Annotated in this window: 22 protein-coding genes; 9 read left to right on the top strand and 13 right to left on the bottom strand. The window is 46.2% G+C overall.

Going from position 1 to position 19749, the window contains the following annotated elements; translation table 11 throughout:
• Positions 1–47 precede the first annotated feature (47 nt).
• From AB0763_RS11095 to yacG, 7 genes are read left to right on the top strand one after another with little or no spacing between them, the layout of a single operon-like run.
• The gene (locus AB0763_RS11095; RefSeq protein WP_306100623.1) at positions 48–545 is read left to right on the top strand and encodes a pilin; all 498 of its coding nucleotides are present in this window, start codon (positions 48–50) and stop codon (positions 543–545) included.
• A complete protein-coding gene (locus AB0763_RS11100; RefSeq protein WP_306100622.1) occupies positions 545–1990 on the top strand; it encodes a GspE/PulE family protein in 1446 nt (481 codons plus the stop codon). The genes AB0763_RS11095 and AB0763_RS11100 overlap by 1 nt, the downstream gene beginning before the upstream one ends.
• A complete protein-coding gene (locus AB0763_RS11105; RefSeq protein WP_306100621.1) occupies positions 1987–3201 on the top strand; it encodes a type II secretion system F family protein in 1215 nt (404 codons plus the stop codon). Before AB0763_RS11100 ends, AB0763_RS11105 begins: the two co-directional genes overlap by 4 nt.
• Positions 3202–3234: 33 nt before the next feature.
• Positions 3235–4104 (top strand): A24 family peptidase, encoded by an 870-nt coding sequence (locus AB0763_RS11110; protein WP_306100620.1) that lies wholly within the window; start codon positions 3235–3237, stop codon positions 4102–4104.
• 2 nt (positions 4105–4106) lie between these two features.
• Entirely contained in the window at positions 4107–4721 is a 615-nt protein-coding gene (gene coaE, locus AB0763_RS11115) for a dephospho-CoA kinase (RefSeq protein WP_306100619.1), read from the top strand.
• A 27-nt stretch (positions 4722–4748) separates the two neighbouring features.
• Complete coding sequence (gene zapD / locus AB0763_RS11120) at positions 4749–5486, top strand: cell division protein ZapD (RefSeq protein WP_306100618.1); 738 nt, start codon at positions 4749–4751, stop codon at positions 5484–5486.
• A gap of 18 nt (positions 5487–5504) precedes the next feature.
• Complete coding sequence (yacG, locus tag AB0763_RS11125) at positions 5505–5690, top strand: DNA gyrase inhibitor YacG (protein WP_306100617.1); 186 nt, start codon at positions 5505–5507, stop codon at positions 5688–5690.
• Positions 5691–5813: 123 nt separating this feature from the next.
• Here yacG and rplS read toward each other — a convergent pair whose 3' ends face one another.
• From rplS to ffh, 5 genes are all read right to left on the bottom strand, one after another.
• Positions 5814–6167: a 50S ribosomal protein L19 gene (rplS, locus tag AB0763_RS11130; protein ID WP_306100616.1), complete on the bottom strand. Its 354-nt coding sequence runs from the start codon at positions 6165–6167 to the stop codon at positions 5814–5816.
• Positions 6168–6208: 41 nt separating this feature from the next.
• Entirely contained in the window at positions 6209–6952 is a 744-nt protein-coding gene (gene trmD / locus AB0763_RS11135) for a tRNA (guanosine(37)-N1)-methyltransferase TrmD (protein WP_306100615.1), read from the bottom strand.
• Positions 6953–6978: 26 nt separating this feature from the next.
• Positions 6979–7533, bottom strand: a complete 555-nt coding sequence (gene rimM / locus AB0763_RS11140; protein WP_306100614.1) for a ribosome maturation factor RimM — start codon at positions 7531–7533, stop codon at positions 6979–6981.
• A gap of 21 nt (positions 7534–7554) precedes the next feature.
• The gene (gene rpsP / locus AB0763_RS11145) at positions 7555–7803 is read right to left on the bottom strand and encodes a 30S ribosomal protein S16 (RefSeq protein WP_117233716.1); all 249 of its coding nucleotides are present in this window, start codon (positions 7801–7803) and stop codon (positions 7555–7557) included.
• 243 nt (positions 7804–8046) lie between these two features.
• Complete coding sequence (gene ffh, locus AB0763_RS11150; protein ID WP_306100613.1) at positions 8047–9429, bottom strand: signal recognition particle protein; 1383 nt, start codon at positions 9427–9429, stop codon at positions 8047–8049.
• Positions 9430–9644: 215 nt separating this feature from the next.
• Between ffh and AB0763_RS11155 the strand changes: the two genes are divergently transcribed.
• Together AB0763_RS11155 and AB0763_RS11160 are read left to right on the top strand one after the other, a co-directional pair.
• Positions 9645–10439, top strand: coding sequence for an inner membrane protein YpjD (locus AB0763_RS11155; RefSeq protein WP_306100612.1), 795 nt, complete (start codon positions 9645–9647; stop codon positions 10437–10439).
• 99 nt (positions 10440–10538) lie between these two features.
• Entirely contained in the window at positions 10539–11822 is a 1284-nt protein-coding gene (locus AB0763_RS11160; protein WP_306100611.1) for an HlyC/CorC family transporter, read from the top strand.
• Positions 11823–11905: 83 nt separating this feature from the next.
• Here the strand turns inward: AB0763_RS11160 and luxS are convergent, their stop codons facing one another.
• The 8 genes from luxS to AB0763_RS11200 all read right to left on the bottom strand — a co-directional run bounded on the left by luxS (position 11906) and on the right by AB0763_RS11200 (position 19730).
• Positions 11906–12424: an S-ribosylhomocysteine lyase gene (luxS, locus tag AB0763_RS11165; RefSeq protein ID WP_306100610.1), complete on the bottom strand. Its 519-nt coding sequence runs from the start codon at positions 12422–12424 to the stop codon at positions 11906–11908.
• Between the two features lie 27 nt (positions 12425–12451).
• Positions 12452–13039, bottom strand: coding sequence for a hypothetical protein (locus AB0763_RS11170; protein ID WP_306100609.1), 588 nt, complete (start codon positions 13037–13039; stop codon positions 12452–12454).
• 20 nt (positions 13040–13059) lie between these two features.
• A complete protein-coding gene (gene gshA / locus AB0763_RS11175; RefSeq protein ID WP_306100608.1) occupies positions 13060–14628 on the bottom strand; it encodes a glutamate--cysteine ligase in 1569 nt (522 codons plus the stop codon).
• A 394-nt stretch (positions 14629–15022) separates the two neighbouring features.
• Positions 15023–15448, bottom strand: a complete 426-nt coding sequence (locus AB0763_RS11180) for a YqaA family protein (protein ID WP_306100607.1) — start codon at positions 15446–15448, stop codon at positions 15023–15025.
• 2 nt (positions 15449–15450) lie between these two features.
• Complete coding sequence (locus AB0763_RS11185; protein ID WP_306100606.1) at positions 15451–16401, bottom strand: NADP-dependent oxidoreductase; 951 nt, start codon at positions 16399–16401, stop codon at positions 15451–15453.
• Positions 16402–16521: 120 nt separating this feature from the next.
• Positions 16522–17655 (bottom strand): sodium ion-translocating decarboxylase subunit beta, encoded by a 1134-nt coding sequence (locus tag AB0763_RS11190; protein ID WP_306100605.1) that lies wholly within the window; start codon positions 17653–17655, stop codon positions 16522–16524.
• 16 nt (positions 17656–17671) lie between these two features.
• Positions 17672–19474: a sodium-extruding oxaloacetate decarboxylase subunit alpha gene (gene oadA, locus AB0763_RS11195; RefSeq protein ID WP_306100604.1), complete on the bottom strand. Its 1803-nt coding sequence runs from the start codon at positions 19472–19474 to the stop codon at positions 17672–17674.
• Positions 19475–19478: 4 nt separating this feature from the next.
• Positions 19479–19730 (bottom strand): OadG family protein, encoded by a 252-nt coding sequence (locus AB0763_RS11200; protein WP_306100603.1) that lies wholly within the window; start codon positions 19728–19730, stop codon positions 19479–19481.
• Positions 19731–19749: the final 19 nt, after the last annotated feature.

The raw sequence follows: 19749 nt of genomic DNA on the forward strand, positions 1-19749 counted from the left end.
TGCCTTTCTAAAGTCTCCTTGAGACCAAAAACGAGTAAGGAAAAATCATGACAGTCCCTAACCCCTCTCGCCCATCGGCGCTTAACAAACACTCTTCCCACCGCCTGCCGACCATAGTTCGCTTCCAAAGTGGCTTTACCCTGGTTGAGCTTATGATCGTCGTCGCCATCATTGGCGCACTTGCTTCTATTGCTTTGCCCTCTTACCAAAACTACCTCAAGCGCAGCGAAACGGCTGCTGTCGTCGCAACACTTCGAGCGTTAACAGCCCCGGCAGAGATTTATTATCAAAACTCGGGAGCGCTTACCACTGAAAAACAAAACGAAGTGTTTGCTGCGCTGGGTACTCAAGCCAACCGTCTTAGCAGCGGTGTGCTGAGTATCAGCGGTGACAATCAAATGACTTTTACCTTTGGTGAGTCTGGCGCCAATACGGCAGGTACTACCATCACGATGCTGCGCAATGATGTTGGCTGGCAGTGTCTCGCCAGTGACGACGACCTAGCCACCGATGCATGCCCAGTTCAAAGCGGAGGGGATGACTGATGCCGACTCACTCATATCACGACCAGGACTTACCCGAACGCACTTTGTCCTATTGGTTAAAAAAGCTCGAGCACTTAGCCAAACCTGTGATCCCCATTCAACAAACGCCCAAGGCTTTGCGCTTGGGCGGCGTTTTTCAAGCCACTGACAGTGAACTCAAAGAACTGGCGTTTATTTGTCATCAAGATATTGAATGGCAGACGCTAACCCAGTACCAATACCAAGACTATCGACAAGCCTTGTCCCATCACGACCGGGAAATTAACGAGCCGCCACAAGAGCGCCACCAAGCCTTGTCCAACAACCTCACCGCTTTTGAGCGGCTGCTCGAACAGGCCATTACTCAGCAAGTTTCTGATATCCATATCGAAATACTGCAAGAATACGGGCAAATTCGCTGGCGACAACAAGGATTATTGCTCACTCAGCAAAGAGTAACACGAGAACAACACGAGCAACTGTGCGCGCGATTAAAGGTACTTGCCGAATTGGATCTGGCAGAAAAACGACGCCCACAAGACGGCCGACTCCCTTATCAACCCTCTCGAGGTGAGAATATTGATATTCGCATTGCGACTCTACCCACCCTGTACGGTGAGAAAATTGTCTTGCGATTGATTAATCAAAACATGCTTCATTGGGGGTTAGAGCAGTTAAACCTACCCTCGCTGGCTTTTGATTTACTCAAGCAAGCCTTGTATCAACCTCAGGGATTGATCCTCATTACCGGCCCGACAGGCAGTGGCAAAACCGTCACCTTATATTCGGCTTTGCGTGAACTCAATCACCCACAACGCAATATCACCACAGTTGAAGATCCAATAGAAATGGCCATCCCTGGTATCAATCAAGTTGCCACACAAAACGCCATTGGGCTCGACTTTGCTCGCACGCTCAAAGCCATGCTAAGGCAAGATCCTGACGTGATAATGCTGGGTGAGATCCGCGACGAAGAAACGGCAAAGACCGCCGTTCGCGCGGCACAAACGGGTCATTTGGTCTTATCGACATTACATACCAATGGCGTACTCGCCAGTCGCCACCGCCTGATCGATATGGGCATAGCGAAATACCTCCTTGACGAAACACTGCTTGTGATTGTTGCGCAGCGCTTAGTCCGTCGCCTTTGTCCCGATTGTCGTATTCACAGTGGCTCGCCCCCCGCGTCTGGCGATGGGCATTTCCATCGCCCTGGCACCTATTTTCAGGCCAACCCTGAGGGGTGCGCCAATTGCCAGCATGGCTATCACGGTCGACTTGCTCTGTATGAAATCATTGACCAAAGTGCTTTAAAAGCATGTGACCGCAAGACAGATATCGCAGCAGAATCGTGGTGGACGTTACAACAAAGTGCCCAACAAGCATTAGAACAAGGCCTCACTTCACACGCCGAGGTCGATCGCGTTTTAGGTCTACATCACCTGGCAGGGAGAGAAGCATCATGAAGCATCGCAAAGCCACCTGGTTTGAATGGCAGGGCTTTGATCGGCAATTGAATTTTCACCAAGGTCGACAATTAGCCAACAATGAGCAAGACATAACCCGCCTTCTCGCCATACAAGGTATTACGGTTCACGAGGTGAAAAAGCGCCCAGTCTCACGCTGGGAATACTATCGTCATTCCGTACGCCCCCGCGATCGCACTCAATTGATTGGTCAATTAACGTTGTTGCTGCAGTCCGGTTTAGCCTTGCTGCCTAGCCTAAAACTCTTAAAACAACAACAAACACGTCAGCATTGCCAGCAATTACTCCAGCAGTGGATCACGCATTTAGAAAACGGGTGCTCTTTTTCTCAAGCCTTACAAATCAGCACGCCGACTTGGCCGCAGAGCGACTATCAGTACTTCTACATCGCAGAGCAAACCGGCCAACTTGACCTAATGTGTCAACGTCTCGCAAAGTATTATCAAGGCCGACAACAACGACAAGAAAAACTCGCTCAAGCCTTGCGCTACCCTCTTATCGTATTGTCAGTTGCGCTGCTTATTACCTATTTGATGCTAACAAAAATGGTGCCAACCTTTGCTCAAATGTTTGCCCAGTTTGATCACGATCTTCCCTGGTTGACGATGAAATTACTGGCGATAAGTGGCTGGGCAACCCAATACAGCCTTTGGGGATTCTTGGCGTTTGTCAGCTTATTTTTTTCATTTAAGCTGATGCTCAATTATATCCCATCACTGCAACGGCTAGTGGCAAAAGCACTCTCTGTCACCCCCTTGCTCAACAACTTAATGGCCACTCAATACTACAGTCAATTGTGCGCCACGCTCGCCATAACGCTGTCTGCGGGGATTGCGTTGAGCCAAGCATTAAAAACACTACAAGACACAGTACACAACCCGATTGAGCAAGAGAAAATCACCGCCATCGTCCAAGCTCTAGAGCAAGGGCACGCTTTTTCCACACAATTGACCAAGCACCACTTTCCCGATGACATGATCGCCATGGTCGAATTGGGGGAAAATAGCGGTGACTTAGCCGGAGTGTTGACTCAACTGGCGAAAAACTACCAAATCAAAATCGAACAAAAAACCCAGCGCATCATAAGCCTGATTGAACCGACATTGATCTTAGGTTTGGGTGCGCTTATTGCTTTCATGATTATGGCCCTTTATATGCCTATCTTTAATCTAATGAATGTAATAATCTAACCCTTGGCTCTGATTTTAAACATGATTTCAACTATGACTTATTTTTCCGCCTCACCTATTTGGTTTATCGCCCTATCGAGTCTATTCGGGTTAATTATTGGCAGCTTCCTCAATGTTATCATTGTAAGGCTGCCGAAAATAATGGAAAACCAATGGAGACAAGAACTGCGCAACTGCTTTCCAAGCGAGGTTTCAGAATCACAAGAGCCCGTTTTATCCTTGTCTTTGCCCCGTTCTCATTGCCCTCATTGTCAAACTCCGTTACGCATTCGCGACAACATTCCTCTCATCAGCTTTTTGTGTCTGCGCGGGCGTTGCCATGCTTGCCGAAGTAAAATCAGTTGGCGTTATCCGCTGGTCGAAGGAATCAGTGCGATGTTAACCCTTGCCATTTTTCTTAAGTACGATTGGACACTACTCGCTTTTGCTTACTGCGGCGTGATTTACAGTTTACTCGTCCTTGCTTTGATCGATTGGGATACTTTTCTGTTGCCGGACACCATCACTTTACCGCTCATGTGGGCTGGGCTTTTAGCGGCCTACTTAGGCATATCTCCCGTGTCGTTAGAACACGCCCTACTCGGTGCGATGGCGGGTTATTTGGTGCTGTGGACCTTGTATTGGGCATTTAAGCTTATCACTGGAAAGGAGGGGCTTGGCTACGGAGATTTTAAATTGCTGGCGGCGTTAGGGGCTTGGGTCGGCAGCCTGTATTTACTGCCTATTTTATTAATTGCTTCATTTTCGGGGCTGTTTTTGGCACTGATTTTACTGCGTAAACACCAAGGGGATATACAGCAACCGATGCCGTTTGGGCCAAGCTTAGCCTTTGCTGGGGCATTACTCCTGCTCTGGGGAGAAGACATTGTATCGGCTTACACTCACTTGATTTTGGGGTATTGATTATGAGTTATGTCATTGGATTAACCGGCGGTATCGCCAGTGGTAAAACCACGGTTGCCAATTTATTTCACCAACACTTTGCGATCGATATCGTTGATGCAGACGTAATCGCCCGTCAAGTTGTCGAGCCGGGCACTCCTGGGCTTAGTGCCATAAAAGAACATTTTGGCTCAGACATTCTCGACTCAGATGGCCATTTAAATCGCCGAGCATTAAGAGAGAGAGTTTTCCAATCTCAGGATGACAAGTTATGGTTAAATCAATTGCTTCACCCTATGATTCGAGAAAAAATGTTGGCAGACTTAGAAAAAACCACCTCTTCCTACACATTGTTAGTGGTGCCATTATTAGTCGAAAACCATTTACAGTCGTTGTGCGAGCGGGTTTTGGTTGTGGATATCGACACAGATTGCCAACGGCAAAGAGTCATTCAGCGCGATCGTGTAAGCTCCGAGCAAGCACAACGTATTATTGACGCTCAGGCAAGTCGTGAACAAAGACTCGCCGTCGCCGATGACGTGATTAATAATCAAGCAGATATAACTGAACTTTTGCAACAAATCACATTACTTCATCAGTTGTATCTAGATATGGCGACCCAAAATGCGCGACAATAGCAGGGAGTTACACTAAGGCTTGCGAAGATGAATACCCATAATTTCGAACACCCTTTAAATGAAAAAACTCGCATTTATTTGCGAGTCGAACACCTCCTAAAGCAAGCGCAAACCTCTGCGCCACTTAACGATGCCTATCAATACCAAATATTCTTTCGCTCTCTGTTCGACCTATTAGAAATTTTTGAGCAAATTCACCTTAAAAGTGAACTGGCCAAAGATTTGGAAAAGCAACGTCAAATGTATCGGCTCTGGATCGGTGTCGATGGTGTCGATCAAGCAATGTTAACGCAATTGCTCGATGACATTGATCATGCTCATCGTCAATTAATGAGTGAGCCTCGTATTGGCCAACAATTAAAAGAAGACGGCTTTTTAAGCTCCATTCGTCAACGCTTTAGCCTACCAGGAGGAGCGTGTTGCTTTGATCTTCCAGCCTTACATTTTTGGCTAGGTGAAGAAGAAAAAAAAGAACAAGACTCTCAACGTTGGCTCGATAGCTTGACCGGGTTGAGTGGTGCCTTACAATTGTGGTTAAAACTATGCCGAGAGACGGGTCATTATCAACAGAAAATGGCTCAAGCGGGTTTCTTTCAAAGTGATGCCAGTGAGGCCAATATTTTACGCCTCGCCATCCCAAGCCATTTTGGTGCCTATCCAATGATATCTGGTCACAAAAATCGCTTTGCGATTAAGTTCATTAATTTTGACGATGGGCAAGCAAGCACTCAAGATATCGACTTTGAATTAGCGGTCTGCAGTTAAAGAGAACCATACAAACACATGAAGAAAATCATTCACGTTAAATGCCCCCAATGTCAGCAAGCGGTCACTTGGGATAGCACTAGCCCCTATCGACCATTTTGCAGTAAACAGTGCCAAATGATCGACTTTGGTGAGTGGGCAGATGAAGAAAAAAGTATTCCTGGCGCGCCAGATATGTCTGATGCTGACGGTTGGTCTGAATAGCGACCAATTTAAGCTGTGATCCCCTGCTGATTGCAGGTCCTGCCGTTAAGTGATAATGCAACAAAAATAAAAAAAGCGGAGCCTGAGCTCCGCTTTTTTATGAGAACGCTATTTGCGATAGCATTACTTCTTAGTAAGCTTCTCTTTGATACGAGCCGCTTTACCTGAACGATCACGTAGGTAGTACAACTTGGCACGACGTACTGCACCACGACGTTTCACTTCAATGCTATCCACAACTGGAGAGTGAGTTTGGAACGTACGCTCAACACCTTCACCGTTAGAAATCTTACGAACTGTGAAAGCAGAGTGTAGACCGCGGTTACGTTTACGGATAACGACACCTTCGAACGCCTGTAGACGCTCACGGTCACCTTCTTTTACCTTAACTTGAACCACAACAGTGTCACCTGGTGCGAAAGTTGGTAGGTCTTGCTTCATTTGCTCTTGCTCAAGAGCTTTGATGATATTACTCATTTCTATATTTCCTAGAATAAACTGATACTAAATAAAATAGGTTACTGTTCGCGGTATTCTTTAATGAACTCCGCCAGTAATTGTTCCTGTTCGTCAGTCAGAGCTAGGTTTTCCAGGAGCTCTGGTCTTCTAAGCCAAGTGCGACCTAACGACTGTTTAAGTCGCCAGCGACGGATTGCCTTGTGATTACCGGACTGCAATACCTCTGGTACGGGCAATCCATCTAACACATCAGGGCGCGTGTAATGCGGGCAGTCTAACAAGCCGTTAGCAAAAGAGTCTTCTTCAGCAGACGCGATATCACCGAGTACTCCAGGTACAAACCGAGAGACAGAGTCAATCAACGTCATTGCCGGAAGTTCTCCTCCCGTCATTACAAAATCTCCCACTGACCATTCTTCGTCAACGTGAGACTGAATAATGCGCTCATCTATCCCTTCGTAACGGCCACAAATCAATAATAAATTATCGCTTTGCGACAGTTCCTCAACGCCTTGTTGGTCGAGTTTGCGACCTTGTGGCGAGAGATAAATGACTTTCGTCTTTCCCGGTGCTGCGGCTTTTGCATCCGTAATGGCATCGCGCAAAGGCTGTACCATCATGAGCATGCCTGGTCCACCACCATAGGGGCGATCATCAACTGTTCGATGCTTATCTAGCGCGTAATCGCGTGGATTCCACACCTGAACATTCAACAATCCTTTTTTAACCGCTTGGCCAGTCACTCCAAAATCCGTAATGCTGCGAAACATTTCGGGAAAAAGGCTAATAACGCCAACCCACATTGGTTCACCCATTAATGATTTTGAAATTAAAACCCAGGATCCCAGTCAACTTCGATCCGTTGAGCATTGCGATCAACGTTTTTGATCACTTGCTCTTCAAGAAACGGAATTAACCGCTCCTTTTTGCCAAAAGCATCTTTAATATTCGCTTGTACGACCAAAACATCATTGGAGCCAGTTTCGAGCATATCGTTTACCACACCGAGGTCGTAACCGTTTGTCGTCACTACTTGCATACCAAATAATTCGCGCCAGTAGAATTCATCTTCTGACAGTTCCGGCAATACATCTGGGTTAATGGCGATCTCAGCATTAGTCAGTAAGTGAGCGTCTTCACGCATCTCTACACCGTCTAACTTAGCGACCATACCTTTGTTATGGCGCTTCCAGCTTTCGACGTTTAACTCAACCCATTTTCCTTGTTGCTTAATGAACCAAGGACGATAATCAAAAATACTTTCCGCATTGTCTGTGTAGGAAAAAACCTTAAGCCACCCGCGAATTCCATACGTCGAACCCAGCTTACCGACCACGACTTTGTCTGCTGATGAGCTCATTGTTTCTTTACCTTGCATCGACATAAACTAATGACTTCCGAAGAATTAAGCCGCTTTTTGAGCGTCTTTCACTAGTTTAGCAACACGATCAGAAAGTGATGCGCCTTGACCAACCCAGTGGTTAACGCGATCGAGGTCTAAACGTAGACCTTCTTCTTGACCAGTTGCAGTAGGGTTAAAGAAACCTACTTTCTCGATGAAACGGCCAGTTGCCGCATTACGGCTGTCCGCTACTACGATTTGATAAAATGGACGCTTTTTAGCGCCGTGACGTGCCAAACGAATGGTTACCATGTCGTCCTCTTTGCTTTCTCAATAATAAAATTAACCCCAAAAAGCGCGTTAATGGCTGTTTGGGGTCTCGTGCCAATTTGAAGCCCCCGAATTTTACTCTTATTGATGGGTTTTGCAAGTCTTGGCGTTATTTTTTAGCCAAATATTCCATTCAAGCGTAACGGGGATAGAAAGCGTTAGCATACTTTCATTTTCACTAGAGTTTTGTGCCCTTCGACCAGATGGGCAAAAGGCGAGTATCAATTAGCGTCCGAACGGTGGAAAACCACCGCCACCGCCCATGCCACCCATCATGCCTTGCATATTGCGCATCATGCCTTTCATGCCGCCCTTTTGCATTTTCTTCATCATTTTTTGCATCTGTGTGAATTGCTTCAATAGGCGATTGACGTCTTGAACTTGAGTTCCAGAGCCAGCAGCAATACGCTTTTTGCGCGATCCTTTAATCACATCAGGGTGTTGTCTTTCTTTCATTGTCATGGAGTTAATGATGGCCTCCATTTGCTTAAACATTTTATCGTCAACTTTGTCCTTCACATCCGAAGGCAGTTGAGACATGCCAGGTAGTTTATTCATCATACCCATCATGCCACCCATGTTTTGCATCTGACCGAGTTGCTCACGAAAATCTTCCAAATCAAAGCCTTTCTTCTCTTTGAATTTTTTGGCCAGTTTTTCGGCTTTATCTTGATCGACATTGCGCTGTAAGTCTTCAATTAAAGAAAGCACATCTCCCATGCCCAAAATTCGCGAAGCAACGCGATCTGGGTGGAAAGGCTCCAGGGCATCGGTTTTTTCACCAACCCCTAAAAACTTAATGGGTTTACCCGTGACATGTCGAACAGATAACGCCGCACCACCACGAGCATCGCCATCAACCTTAGTCAAAACCACACCGGTTAATGGCAAGGCATCACCAAAGGCTTTTGCGGTGTTCGCCGCATCTTGACCTGTCATCGCATCAACGACAAAGAGCGTTTCGACGGGGTTGATCGCCTGATGAAGCTGCTGAATTTCAGCCATCATATCTTCGTCAATGGCTAAACGCCCTGCGGTATCGACAAGTAGAACATCGTAAAACTTGCGTTTCGCGTGGTCGATTGCCGCATTGGCAATATCAATGGGCTGCTGATCAGGACTCGACGGGAAAAAGTCAACGCCAACATCCGATGCCAAGGTCTCCAACTGTTTGATCGCTGCAGGGCGATAAACATCGGCGGAGACCACCAGCACTTTTTTCTTATCTCTTTCAGTCAGCAATTTCGACAGTTTACCGACACTGGTGGTTTTACCGGCACCTTGTAAACCCGCCATCAGAATAACGGCTGGCGGTTGGGCGGCCAAATTGAGCGCTTCGTTTGACTCACCCATCACCGCTTCTAGCTCGGCCTGAACAATTTTAATAAACTCTTGGCCTGGGGTCAGTGATTTCGATACTTCAACCCCAACGGCGCCCTCTTTGACGCGTTTGACAAAGTCGCGAACCACCGGCAAGGCAACATCGGCCTCAAGTAAAGCCATTCGCACTTCGCGCAAGGTTTCTTTTATATTATCTTCGGTCAGCCGACCTTTACCGCTGATGTTTTTCAGCGTTTTGGATAAACGATCCGTTAAATTATCAAACATGCTGCTCTCTTCGCTTCGTTCTGCGACAATGCATTGAGTATAACCTAGCCAAACTGGAAGTCATACCCATCTCTGTATTCCATACAAATTGATATGGGGATAGAACACCTAAATTTCACCCGATCGATATAAAGAATTTATAGGTATCTAGGCGCACTCCTTGCTATGATGGTGGTTTGAGTTTTTATCGTAACAATAAGAGTAAGCGAACATTCATGGATAACTTCATCGCTTTAGCAGCATCGGCTTTTTATTTGCTCGCCATTGCCAATATTGTTCCTGCTTTGGCGCACCAAACTGGGATCAAAGTCAAAACCGTTTTTACTTGTGCCATGCTGGCATTGGTTTTTCACGCTTGGTTGATGTTCGATCTGATTTTTGCTGATTCGGTGAATAATTTAAGTATCCTTAACGTGGCTTCTCTCATGAGCTTTATCATCAGTTTTGCTATGAGTAGCTCTATGCTCAAAAACCGCTTGTGGTTTATGTTACCCATTGTTTACGCCTTTGCCGTTGTCAATTTACTCGCGGCCAATTTCACGCCAGTGACGGTGGGGAAGCATTTACAAGATGACGCCAAATTATTACTCCACATTGGTTTGGCCCTAACGTCCTATTGTATTCTTATTGTTGCCGCCTTGTACTCCATTCAGTTAGCTTGGCTTGACCACAAATTAAAATGCAAAAAGGCATTGGCAATTAACCCCAATTTGCCACCCTTGATGTTGGTTGAGAGGCAACTCTTTAAAATTTTAATCGCAGGTACGGTTTTACTTACCGGTACACTACTCACTGGCTATTTGTTCGTGCAAGGTATCTATGCCGAGGAAAATGCGCATAAAGCCATCTTGTCTTTTGTCGCTTGGTTGGTGTATCTGATCTTGTTGTGGGGACATTATCAACGTGGTTGGCGTGGGCGTCTCGTTACCTGGTTCTGTGTTTCCGGCAGTGCGATTCTAACATTGGGTTACTTTGGCAGCCGTTTTGTCAGTGAAGTCATTTTGCGTTAAGTCGCACATTCTTCCTGCTTGGGCTTGTAATTTTCGCTCAACAACCCTATAAACACTAGTAACTTCGGTTCATTTTTAACGACAAAGGAATTCACGCTTTTGGACGACATCTCTACGGGTATATTATTCACATTACTCGCTTGTCTCATTTTTATTTCAGCTTACTTTTCAGGTTCAGAGACCGGCATGATGTCTCTCAACCGCTATCGCCTCAGACACCTGGCTAACCAAGGTGATAAAAGTGCGCAACGAGTTGAAAAATTATTAAACCGCCCAGACCGATTAATTGGCCTTATTCTAATCGGCAACAACCTCGTCAATATCTTGGCTTCAGCGATTGCAACTATCATCGGTATGCGCCTTTATGGTGACTACGGCGTGGCGATTGCCACTGGGGTGTTGACCGTCGTTGTTTTAGTCTTTGCAGAAGTCACGCCAAAAACGCTCGCCGCTCTTTACCCTGAGCGAGTGTCTTACATCAGTAGCGTTTTGTTGGCATTACTGATGAAAGTCTTAGCTCCGCTTGTGATCGCGATGAACTTCATCACTAATGGCTTTATCCGCTTGTTGGGCGTCAAAGCCGATCACAATGGCGAAGATAACTTGAGCTCAGAAGAGCTTCGCACTGTGGTCAATGAGGCTGGCGCTTTAATTCCGCGCCGCCACCAAGATATGTTGGTTTCCATACTTGACCTGGAACACGTCACCGTCAATGACATCATGGTACCAAGAAATGAAATCACTGGGATTGATATCAATGATGACTGGAAGTCCATACAGCGCCAATTAACCCACTCTCCACATGGGCGTATTGTGTTGTACCGCGATCGTATTGATGAAGCGGTCGGTATGTTACGCTCACGTGAAGCGTACCGCTTAATGTTGGAAAAAAACGAGTTCAACAAGAAAACCTTGCTCAAGGCAGCCGATGAAGTCTACTTCATTCCCGAAGGGACGCCATTGAATGTACAAATGCTCAAATTCCAACGCAAAAAAGAACGCATTGGTCTGATTGTGGATGAATACGGCGACATTATTGGCCTGATCACTCTCGAGGATATCCTCGAAGAGATTGTTGGTGAGTTCACAACCTCAATTTCACCGAGTCTGTCCGATGAAATTACCCCGCAAGCTGACGGTACTTTCCTGATTGAAGGCAGCACCAATATTCGCGATATCAATAAAGGGCTGCGCTGGAAGCTGCCCACCAATGGTCCACGAACGTTGAATGGTCTACTGTTAGAGCATTTAGAAGACATTCCCGATGCGGTGATCAGCTTGCGTATTGCAGGGCAGCGGATGGAAGTGGTAGAAATGGAAGAAAATCGCATTAAACAAGTCAAAGTCTGGCCAAAGAAAAAGTCGATACGCGCCTTAGGTTAAACGCATCAAGTATTGCACTGGTCACTTTGTTGTCAAAGCACTTAAAAAAGCCTTCAATCAAATTGAAGGCTTTTTATTTTATATCAATCGACTTTGAGTTCTTTAAGCATGCTCTCAGGCAAGGCGAGGTCTTCATTTTTATTCACTTGAATACCGGCCTCGATAATCGCTTTTGCGATCTCTTGAGCTTCGCTAAGAGAGTGCATTGACGCCGTACCACATTGGTACTCATTGAGCTCTGGAATGTCGCTTTGCTGTTTCACTTTAATTACATCTTGCATCGCGGCCGTCCAAGCTGTCGCGACTTGCGCTTCTGCAGGCTGGCCAATCACACTCATGTAAAAACCGGTACGACAGCCCATCGGCGAAAGATCAATGATTTCGACCTGTTCACCATTTAAATGCTGACGCATAAAACCAGCAAATAAATGCTCGAGAGTATGAATTCCCTTCTCCGATAAAATGTCTTTGTTCGGTGCGGTAAAGCGCAAATCAAATACCGTAATGGTATCCCCGCTTGGGGTTGTCATGGTTTTGGCAACTCGAACAGCAGGTGCCTGCATTCGTGTATGGTCAACGGTAAAACTGTCTAATAAAGGCATCACTTTTCTCCTTGTTATTCTTTATTGTTACCACCAACTGCTATTGCGTTGGTCTTCTAATTTGGCTCGGCATTGTTTGAGTTGCCAACCGTAATTGTTGGCCACCGTTTCAACTTTCTTTGCCACGCGTAATAAAGGTGGCTTGTTGTTATGGTAGCGCCGTTGATACCCAGTCCACCCTTCGTGATAAGCCAAATATTGATGGTAACTATCCCAAAGTGATAAACCCAGTTTCTTGCGACTTTGATTGGTGTACCAACCGATAAACATTAACGCGTCATCGAAGTTATCTCTTGCACCGCCATGGCCGGTCGCGTTTTGAAAGTCATCCCACGTCCCATCTTGAGCTTGAGCATAACCGTATGCACTACTGAGTCTTCCCCAAGGAATAAAACCCAGTGCGTAATACCTCGGTGGTTGACTATCGTGGCGATAAGCACTCTCTTGTTTTATAAAAGCCATCGCAATTTGTATTGGCGTACCCCATTTTTGTTCCATTTCTACCGCATCTTCATACCACTCAGGGTATTGCTCAAAGATAAGACACAGATCATCTTGTTGTTTTGGGGGGGAATTTGCACACCCCACCACAACCAACGTAATTAAAACGGTCACAAAACGGCGCCAATACAAAACTATTGCCTCAAATACTGAAAGTAATCGGCTAAGAAGTCGTCAAACGGGAGGTTGGACTGAGCTTCTATATTGGCTAACTCTTGCCAAGACCGAGATACTTCCTCTTTCATCTGCTCTGGGGTGTAAAATGTCATGGTATGTTGCAAGTTATCTTGCTGGTATTGCTGGCCTAATTGACACCCGACAGCACCTAGTCCACCTTGTTGTAAAATCATATCGAGCAACTTGGCGGATAGGGTTTGGCTCGGGTCATCAATCCAAGTGCGTAGACGCTGACAAACCTCTTGATAGTCGTGCCCCTCTTGGAGACGGTCCATCTCTACCGCAATCATTTCAAGCTCATCAAAGACTCGGTGTGCCCAGGTGTTTAAAGTCAACTGCTCACCGTCACAACCAATTTTTAACATCAAGTCTGGTTTGCGGCCTTCAACAACCACTTTACGCCAGTTGCTACGCCAACACTCCAACTCACTGTCTGTCATCGGACTTGAATCAGACAAGACCGCCCAGGTTAAAAATAGGTCTAAAAAGCGCACTTGATCTTCACTTAAGCCGACTGGACTAAATGGGTTGACATCTAACGAGCGAACTTCGATGTATTCAACACCACCACGCTTGAGTGATTGCGATGGTTTTTCACCATTTTTAGCGACGCGTTTAGGACGAATTGGCGCATAGAGCTCGTTTTCTATTTGTAACACGTTACTGTTGAGCTGACGGTATTCGCCGCCTTCTTTAATTCCTATCTTGGCAAATTCTTCAGAGGGGGTACGAATCGCTTGATCTAATCCAGATAGGTACTCTTCAATAGAATTAAAACCAATTTTCAGTGCACTCTGAGCGCTATTTGTATAACCTAAATCGCTTAAACGCAAAGAAGTCGCGTAAGGCAAGAAACGCGTTTCACCTAGTGATTGTAAATCGAATTCTCCCTCTCTTCCTTTGACAAAGGATGAGCACAATGCCGGTGAGGCACCAAATAAATAAGGGATCAGCCAACCAAAGCGATAGTAATTTCGGATCAAACCAAAATAAGCCGCTGATTTAGACTCTTGCCTTTGCTGTTCACTTTGCTCACCCCAAAGCGCATCCCAAAATGACTCAGGAAAAGAAAAATTAAAGTGCACCCCTGAAATGACTTGCATCAAACTACCATAGCGACGCTTGAGTCCCTCTCGGTACAATGTTTTCATTTTAGCGCCATTTGAGGTGCCGTATTGCGCAAGGGGAATCGCTTGCTCATCTTGAATATAGCAAGGCATCGACAGCGGCCACATTTTTTCGCTGCCAAGTTGTGATTGAGTGAAGTGATGAATATCGCTCAATTGAGCCATCAAATCGGGAATACTACTGCTTACTGGAGTAATAAACTCTAATAATGACTCGGAAAAATCTGTCGTAATATATTGATTGGTATAAGCTGAGCCTAGGTTTTCAGGGTGAGAAGTCAAAGACAAATGGCCGTTTGCATCATATCGCAACGTTTCTCTTTCAACGCCACGCCCTAACTGAGTTAGTGCTTCTGACTGCTGGGCGATAAGACCAAGTTTATCTGAAAAATTTGTCAAAATCGGATTCGCTTCTGTTTCAGCCCAAGTAATGGTTATGGGCAGGGTGATTAATATTATTGAGTATCACTTCAACGTACCGTGAAACTGCGTTATTTTAGATTTATCTTGCCATTGTCATAGGTGTGACTTCAACAACTGTTTTTCAAGTCACGATTGCATTTATCAGTACTTATTTAACAAAGATGACTGATTTTGTTTGACCAATACTCGTTAGGTTTAATATTCAGTCAATCACGGCGAAATAAAAGCCTGAGCAGAAGACGAACTGTTTGTTACAAAAATGCGAGACGTAACCGTTAATCACCTCGTGATACCTCAGTACGGAGATGGTCTTTTTTACCAACGAAGAGAACCCGACCTATAAAGCGCGATATTGACCATACGGCATCCACTAATAACTGGCAATAATGACACCATAGCGCATTGCTTTGCCGAGTGCGATAGCAATAACGCTATAGAATACCGGTAAGCGCAACCACCCAGCGATCAAGCACAAAGGGTCACCGACTAGGGGCAACCAACTCAGTAATAGACTCCAGACACCATAGCGATGTACCCAATCCCAGGCACGGGATGCCTTGGTCTTCTGATGGGAATAAGGAAAAAAGTAACCGATAAGATAATTGACCATCCCACCTAACGTATTACCCGATGTCGCCACCAGTAATAACGATAGAACAGAATAATCATCATTGCCAAGTAAGACCCAAAGCGATAATTCAGAGCCGCCAGGTAGCAAGGTAGAGCTCAAAAAACCACTGACAAATAGCCACACCAATGGTGACCAAGGCCACCACTGAGCCAATTCATCCAGCATGGTTAATCTTGCATGGCCAGTAAGATCTTACCTCGGGTGTGACCCGTTTCGATCGCTTGATGGGCAATAACCGCTTCTTGATAGGAATATATATGTTGAATTTCAGTTTTGAGTAGCCCAACACTGACCATATACAGCAAAGTATCAAGTTGCTGAGGATCCGGCTCAACGAGCATTCCGTTCGCTTCAAAGCCAAGAAGCTGGGCTTTTTCACAAATAAGATTAGCACTTAAAGTCGGAACCGTGACAACCCTTGCTTGATCATTAAGGCATTTTAACGCATCTAATGCCACGTCACCGCCAACCAAGTCGATTAAGACATCGATGTTTTCAAGCCGTTCTGAAACCGGGGCAAATTGATAATTGATCGCATGAGCGCCTAGGGTTGATAAGTAATCAAGATTGGATTCACTGCACGTGGTGTAGACTTCCGCTTTAGCCGCAATGGCAATTTGCAACGCCAAATGACCAACGCCACCCGCCCCGGCTAAGATCAACACCTGATCGCCTTCTTTAACTTGCGCTTTGGTCAGCGCTTGCCCTGCTGTTTGTCCGGCCAATGGCAATACACAAGCGGCTTCTAGAGTGACCGCATCGGGAACTCGGCTTAAAGCTTGTTCTGGTACACACAGGTACTGGCTGTAACCGCCACCTTGTAAGGGAAAACCGATAAAGCCCGCAACATTGTCATTGATTTGAAAGCGCTGACAACCGTCACCAAGCTCTAGCACCGTTCCCGATACGTCGTAACCCGGAACCCAAGGTAGCTTATCTCGGTTCTGCTCCGCCGCCCAACCTAAGCCTGCACGGGTTTTAACGTCAATGGGATTCACTCCGGCAAACGCCACTTTGATCAAGACTTCACCAGTAGAGGGAGATGGAACATCACTCTCTTGAATTGACAAAACATCCGCATCACCAAACTCAGTGATCATTATCTGTTTATTTACCATCTCATTTCCCTGTGATCATATCAAATACTGACTATAAATTTCATTGTCTATCAATCAGTAAACCACTGCAAGTGCTAGCCACTCCCTCTGTATCACTCTCTTATTTGGCACAGATAGTGACTACCCTCCGACTAAGGCTAACAATATCCCCGCCGCTACCGCAGAGCCCAGAACCCCAGCCACATTGGGCCCCATTGCATGCATCAGCAAAAAGTTATGAGGATTTGACTCTAAGCCAACCTTATTGACGACCCGAGCTGCCATCGGAACCGCGGACACACCCGCTGCGCCAATCAAAGGGTTAATTGGCGTAGAAGAAAAGCGATTCAACACTTTCGCCATTAATACGCCAGCCGCTGTCCCGATACTGAACGCCACCGCCCCCAAGGCAAGGATCCCTAGCGTTTCTAACGACAAAAATTGTTCAGCTTGTAGCTTTGAACCAACGCCTAGCCCCAAGAAAATAGTGACGATATTGATCAACTCATTCTGCGCGGTTTTTGACAAACGCTCAACCACACCACATTCGCGCATTAAATTACCAAAACAGAACATGCCAACAAGAGGGGTCGCCGACGGCAAAAACAAAATCGTTAAAAAGAGTACCGCAAGTGGAAAGAACACTTTTTCCAAACGAGAAACATGGCGCAACTGAGCCATTTCAATACTGCGCTCTTGTTCATTGGTTAACAATTTCATGATCGGCGGTTGTATAATTGGAACGAGAGCCATATAACTGTAAGCCGCTACGGCAATCGCACCAAGTAAGTCAGGAGATAAACGACTCGCTAAGAAAATGGCAGTCGGGCCGTCCGCGCCACCAATAATGGCAATCGAAGCGGCATCTGGCATGGAAAAAGCCATCCCGGGTACCGAGTTGAGCAAAATCGCCCCAAATAACGTTGCGAAAATACCAAACTGAGCCGCAGCACCTAACCACAGAGTTTTGGGGTTAGCGATCAAAGCACCAAAATCGGTCATGGCACCGACGCCCATAAAGATCAACAAAGGGAATACCCCAGAGTCAATGCCAATGTAGTAGACGTAGTACAACAAACCACCTGGGTCAGTAAATCCCGCATTGGGAATATTGGCCAGAACGGCACCAAAACCAATTGGAAGCAATAATAATGGCTCAAAGCGTTTCCCAATCGCCAGATACAACAAGCCAAACCCTACCAACATCATAATTAACTGACTGAAAGTAAAATGCGCAATGCCCGTTTCAGACCATAGCGTTAATAACCCATCCATGTATCGCCCTCTCCGACTAACTCAATAGCAACAGCTGCTGACCCACATTAACACTATCCCCTTCTTTCACATCAAGGCCGGCAATGACACCAGCGCGTTGAGCGCGAATTTCAGTTTCCATTTTCATCGCTTCTAAAACCAGTAATACATCGCCTGCTGCCACTTGATCGCCAGGTTTTACCATCACTTGATAAATCGTGCCCGCCAGTGGCGCTGCAATGGGCTCACCGCTGTTTGTCGCTACTGGGGTAAGAGCAGGCGTAGGCTGTGTTGAGGGAATACTCGCCATGGAGGAAACGTCACCACTCTCGCTAATTTCAACCTGATAAGCTTGCCCATTAACCTTAACGTGATAAGACTTCGGCAGTTCGGCTGACGACACCGCGGCTTGTCGCCCCTCAGTTTCCGCACTCGGAGCCGCTTCTGCCGCACCGTTCGGTTTGGGCTCAAAGTAACTTTCGTCATCGCGATGTTGTAAGAACGCCAGCCCCACTTGTGGAAACAAGGCATAAGTTAACACATCGTCTTCGACGTTTTTTCCCAGTGCAAACCCATGCTCTTTCGAAAGCGCGCTCACCTCGCTGCTAAGTGATGACCATTCATCGGCGATGTGATCGGCCGGTCTGTCGGTCATTGGCGTGTTGCCTTCTAACACTCGAGCTTGTAAATCGGCATCAACAGGCGCTGGCGTTGCTCCATACTCTCCTTTTAATACCCCCGCCGTTTCTTTAGTAATGGTTTTATAACGCTCTTGAGTAAGAACATTAATAACCGACTGAGTACCAACAATTTGCGAAGTCGGTGTCACCAGAGGAATGAACCCAAGCTCTTTACGAACACGGGGGATTTCAGCCAGTACTTCATCCATACGATCAAGCGCCCCCTGCTGCTTGAGCTGACTTTCCATATTGGTTAGCATTCCACCAGGTACTTGGGCGGTTAAGATACGCGCATCGATACCTTTTAATTGCCCTTCCCACTCAGCGTATTTTTTTCTTACTGTGCGAAAGTGCTTGGCAATTGGCTCAAAATTCGCGAGTTCCAGCCCAGTATCACGCTCTTGCCCTTCGAGCATCGCTACGATCGTCTCAGTTGGAGTATGACCATAAGTACCACTCATGGATGAAATAGCGGTGTCGAGAATATCCACACCGGCTTCAATGGCCTTCACGGCGGTTGCGGTTGAGAGCCCTGTTGTCGCGTGACAATGCAGTGCAATAGGAATATCGCAAGTTGCTTTTAGCTGTTTAATCAATTCATAAGCGTCATAAGGCTTGAGTAACCCAGACATATCTTTGATGCACAAAGAGTGACAACCAAGATCTTCCAAGCGTTTTGCAAGGTCAAGCCAGGTGTCTAAGTTATGGACAGGGCTCAAAGTATAGGACAGAGTGCCCTGAGCATGAGCGCCACTCTCGACTACGGCTTTAACCGCGGATTGAAAGTTGCGCACGTCGTTCATCGCATCAAAAATACGAAAGACATCCATGCCATTGACATGTGCTCGTTCGACAAACTTTGCCACAACATCATCAGCGTAATGACGATAACCTAATAAATTTTGCCCCCTTAACAACATCTGCATTGGGGTTTTCGGCATGGCGGCTTTAAGCGTTCTCAGTCTTTCCCAAGGATCTTCGCCTAAATAGCGGATACAGGCATCAAACGTAGCGCCTCCCCAAGTTTCCAAAGACCAATACCCCATATCATCAAGCTGCTTGGCAACAGGAAGCATGTCCTCGATACGTAGACGGGTTGCAAATAACGACTGATGCGCATCTCTTAATACGACATCGGTTAAAGCCAATGAGTGAGACATAAACTTATCCTTTTGAATTATGTCGATGTTGATGTAAGGCTACGCTGACCGCAGCAACAACATTGGGATCAATTTGAGAAGTTGACTGAGTCGGCACGGTTTGAGAGCGTAGAGAGTCAGGCGTGTCTTCTGGTTTTAGCCATTGAGCGAATCGAGACAGCCCTTGTGTAGAAAACACCAATACGGTGAGAAACGTAAATACGACCCCCATGCCTGTCAACATAAGTACGGCGGCATCGACCAATAAGCTTTCCATATCTGACCTCTGTCCCTTG

Source organism: Vibrio sp. HB236076 (assembly GCF_040957575.1).
Lineage (GTDB): Bacteria > Pseudomonadota > Gammaproteobacteria > Enterobacterales > Vibrionaceae > Vibrio.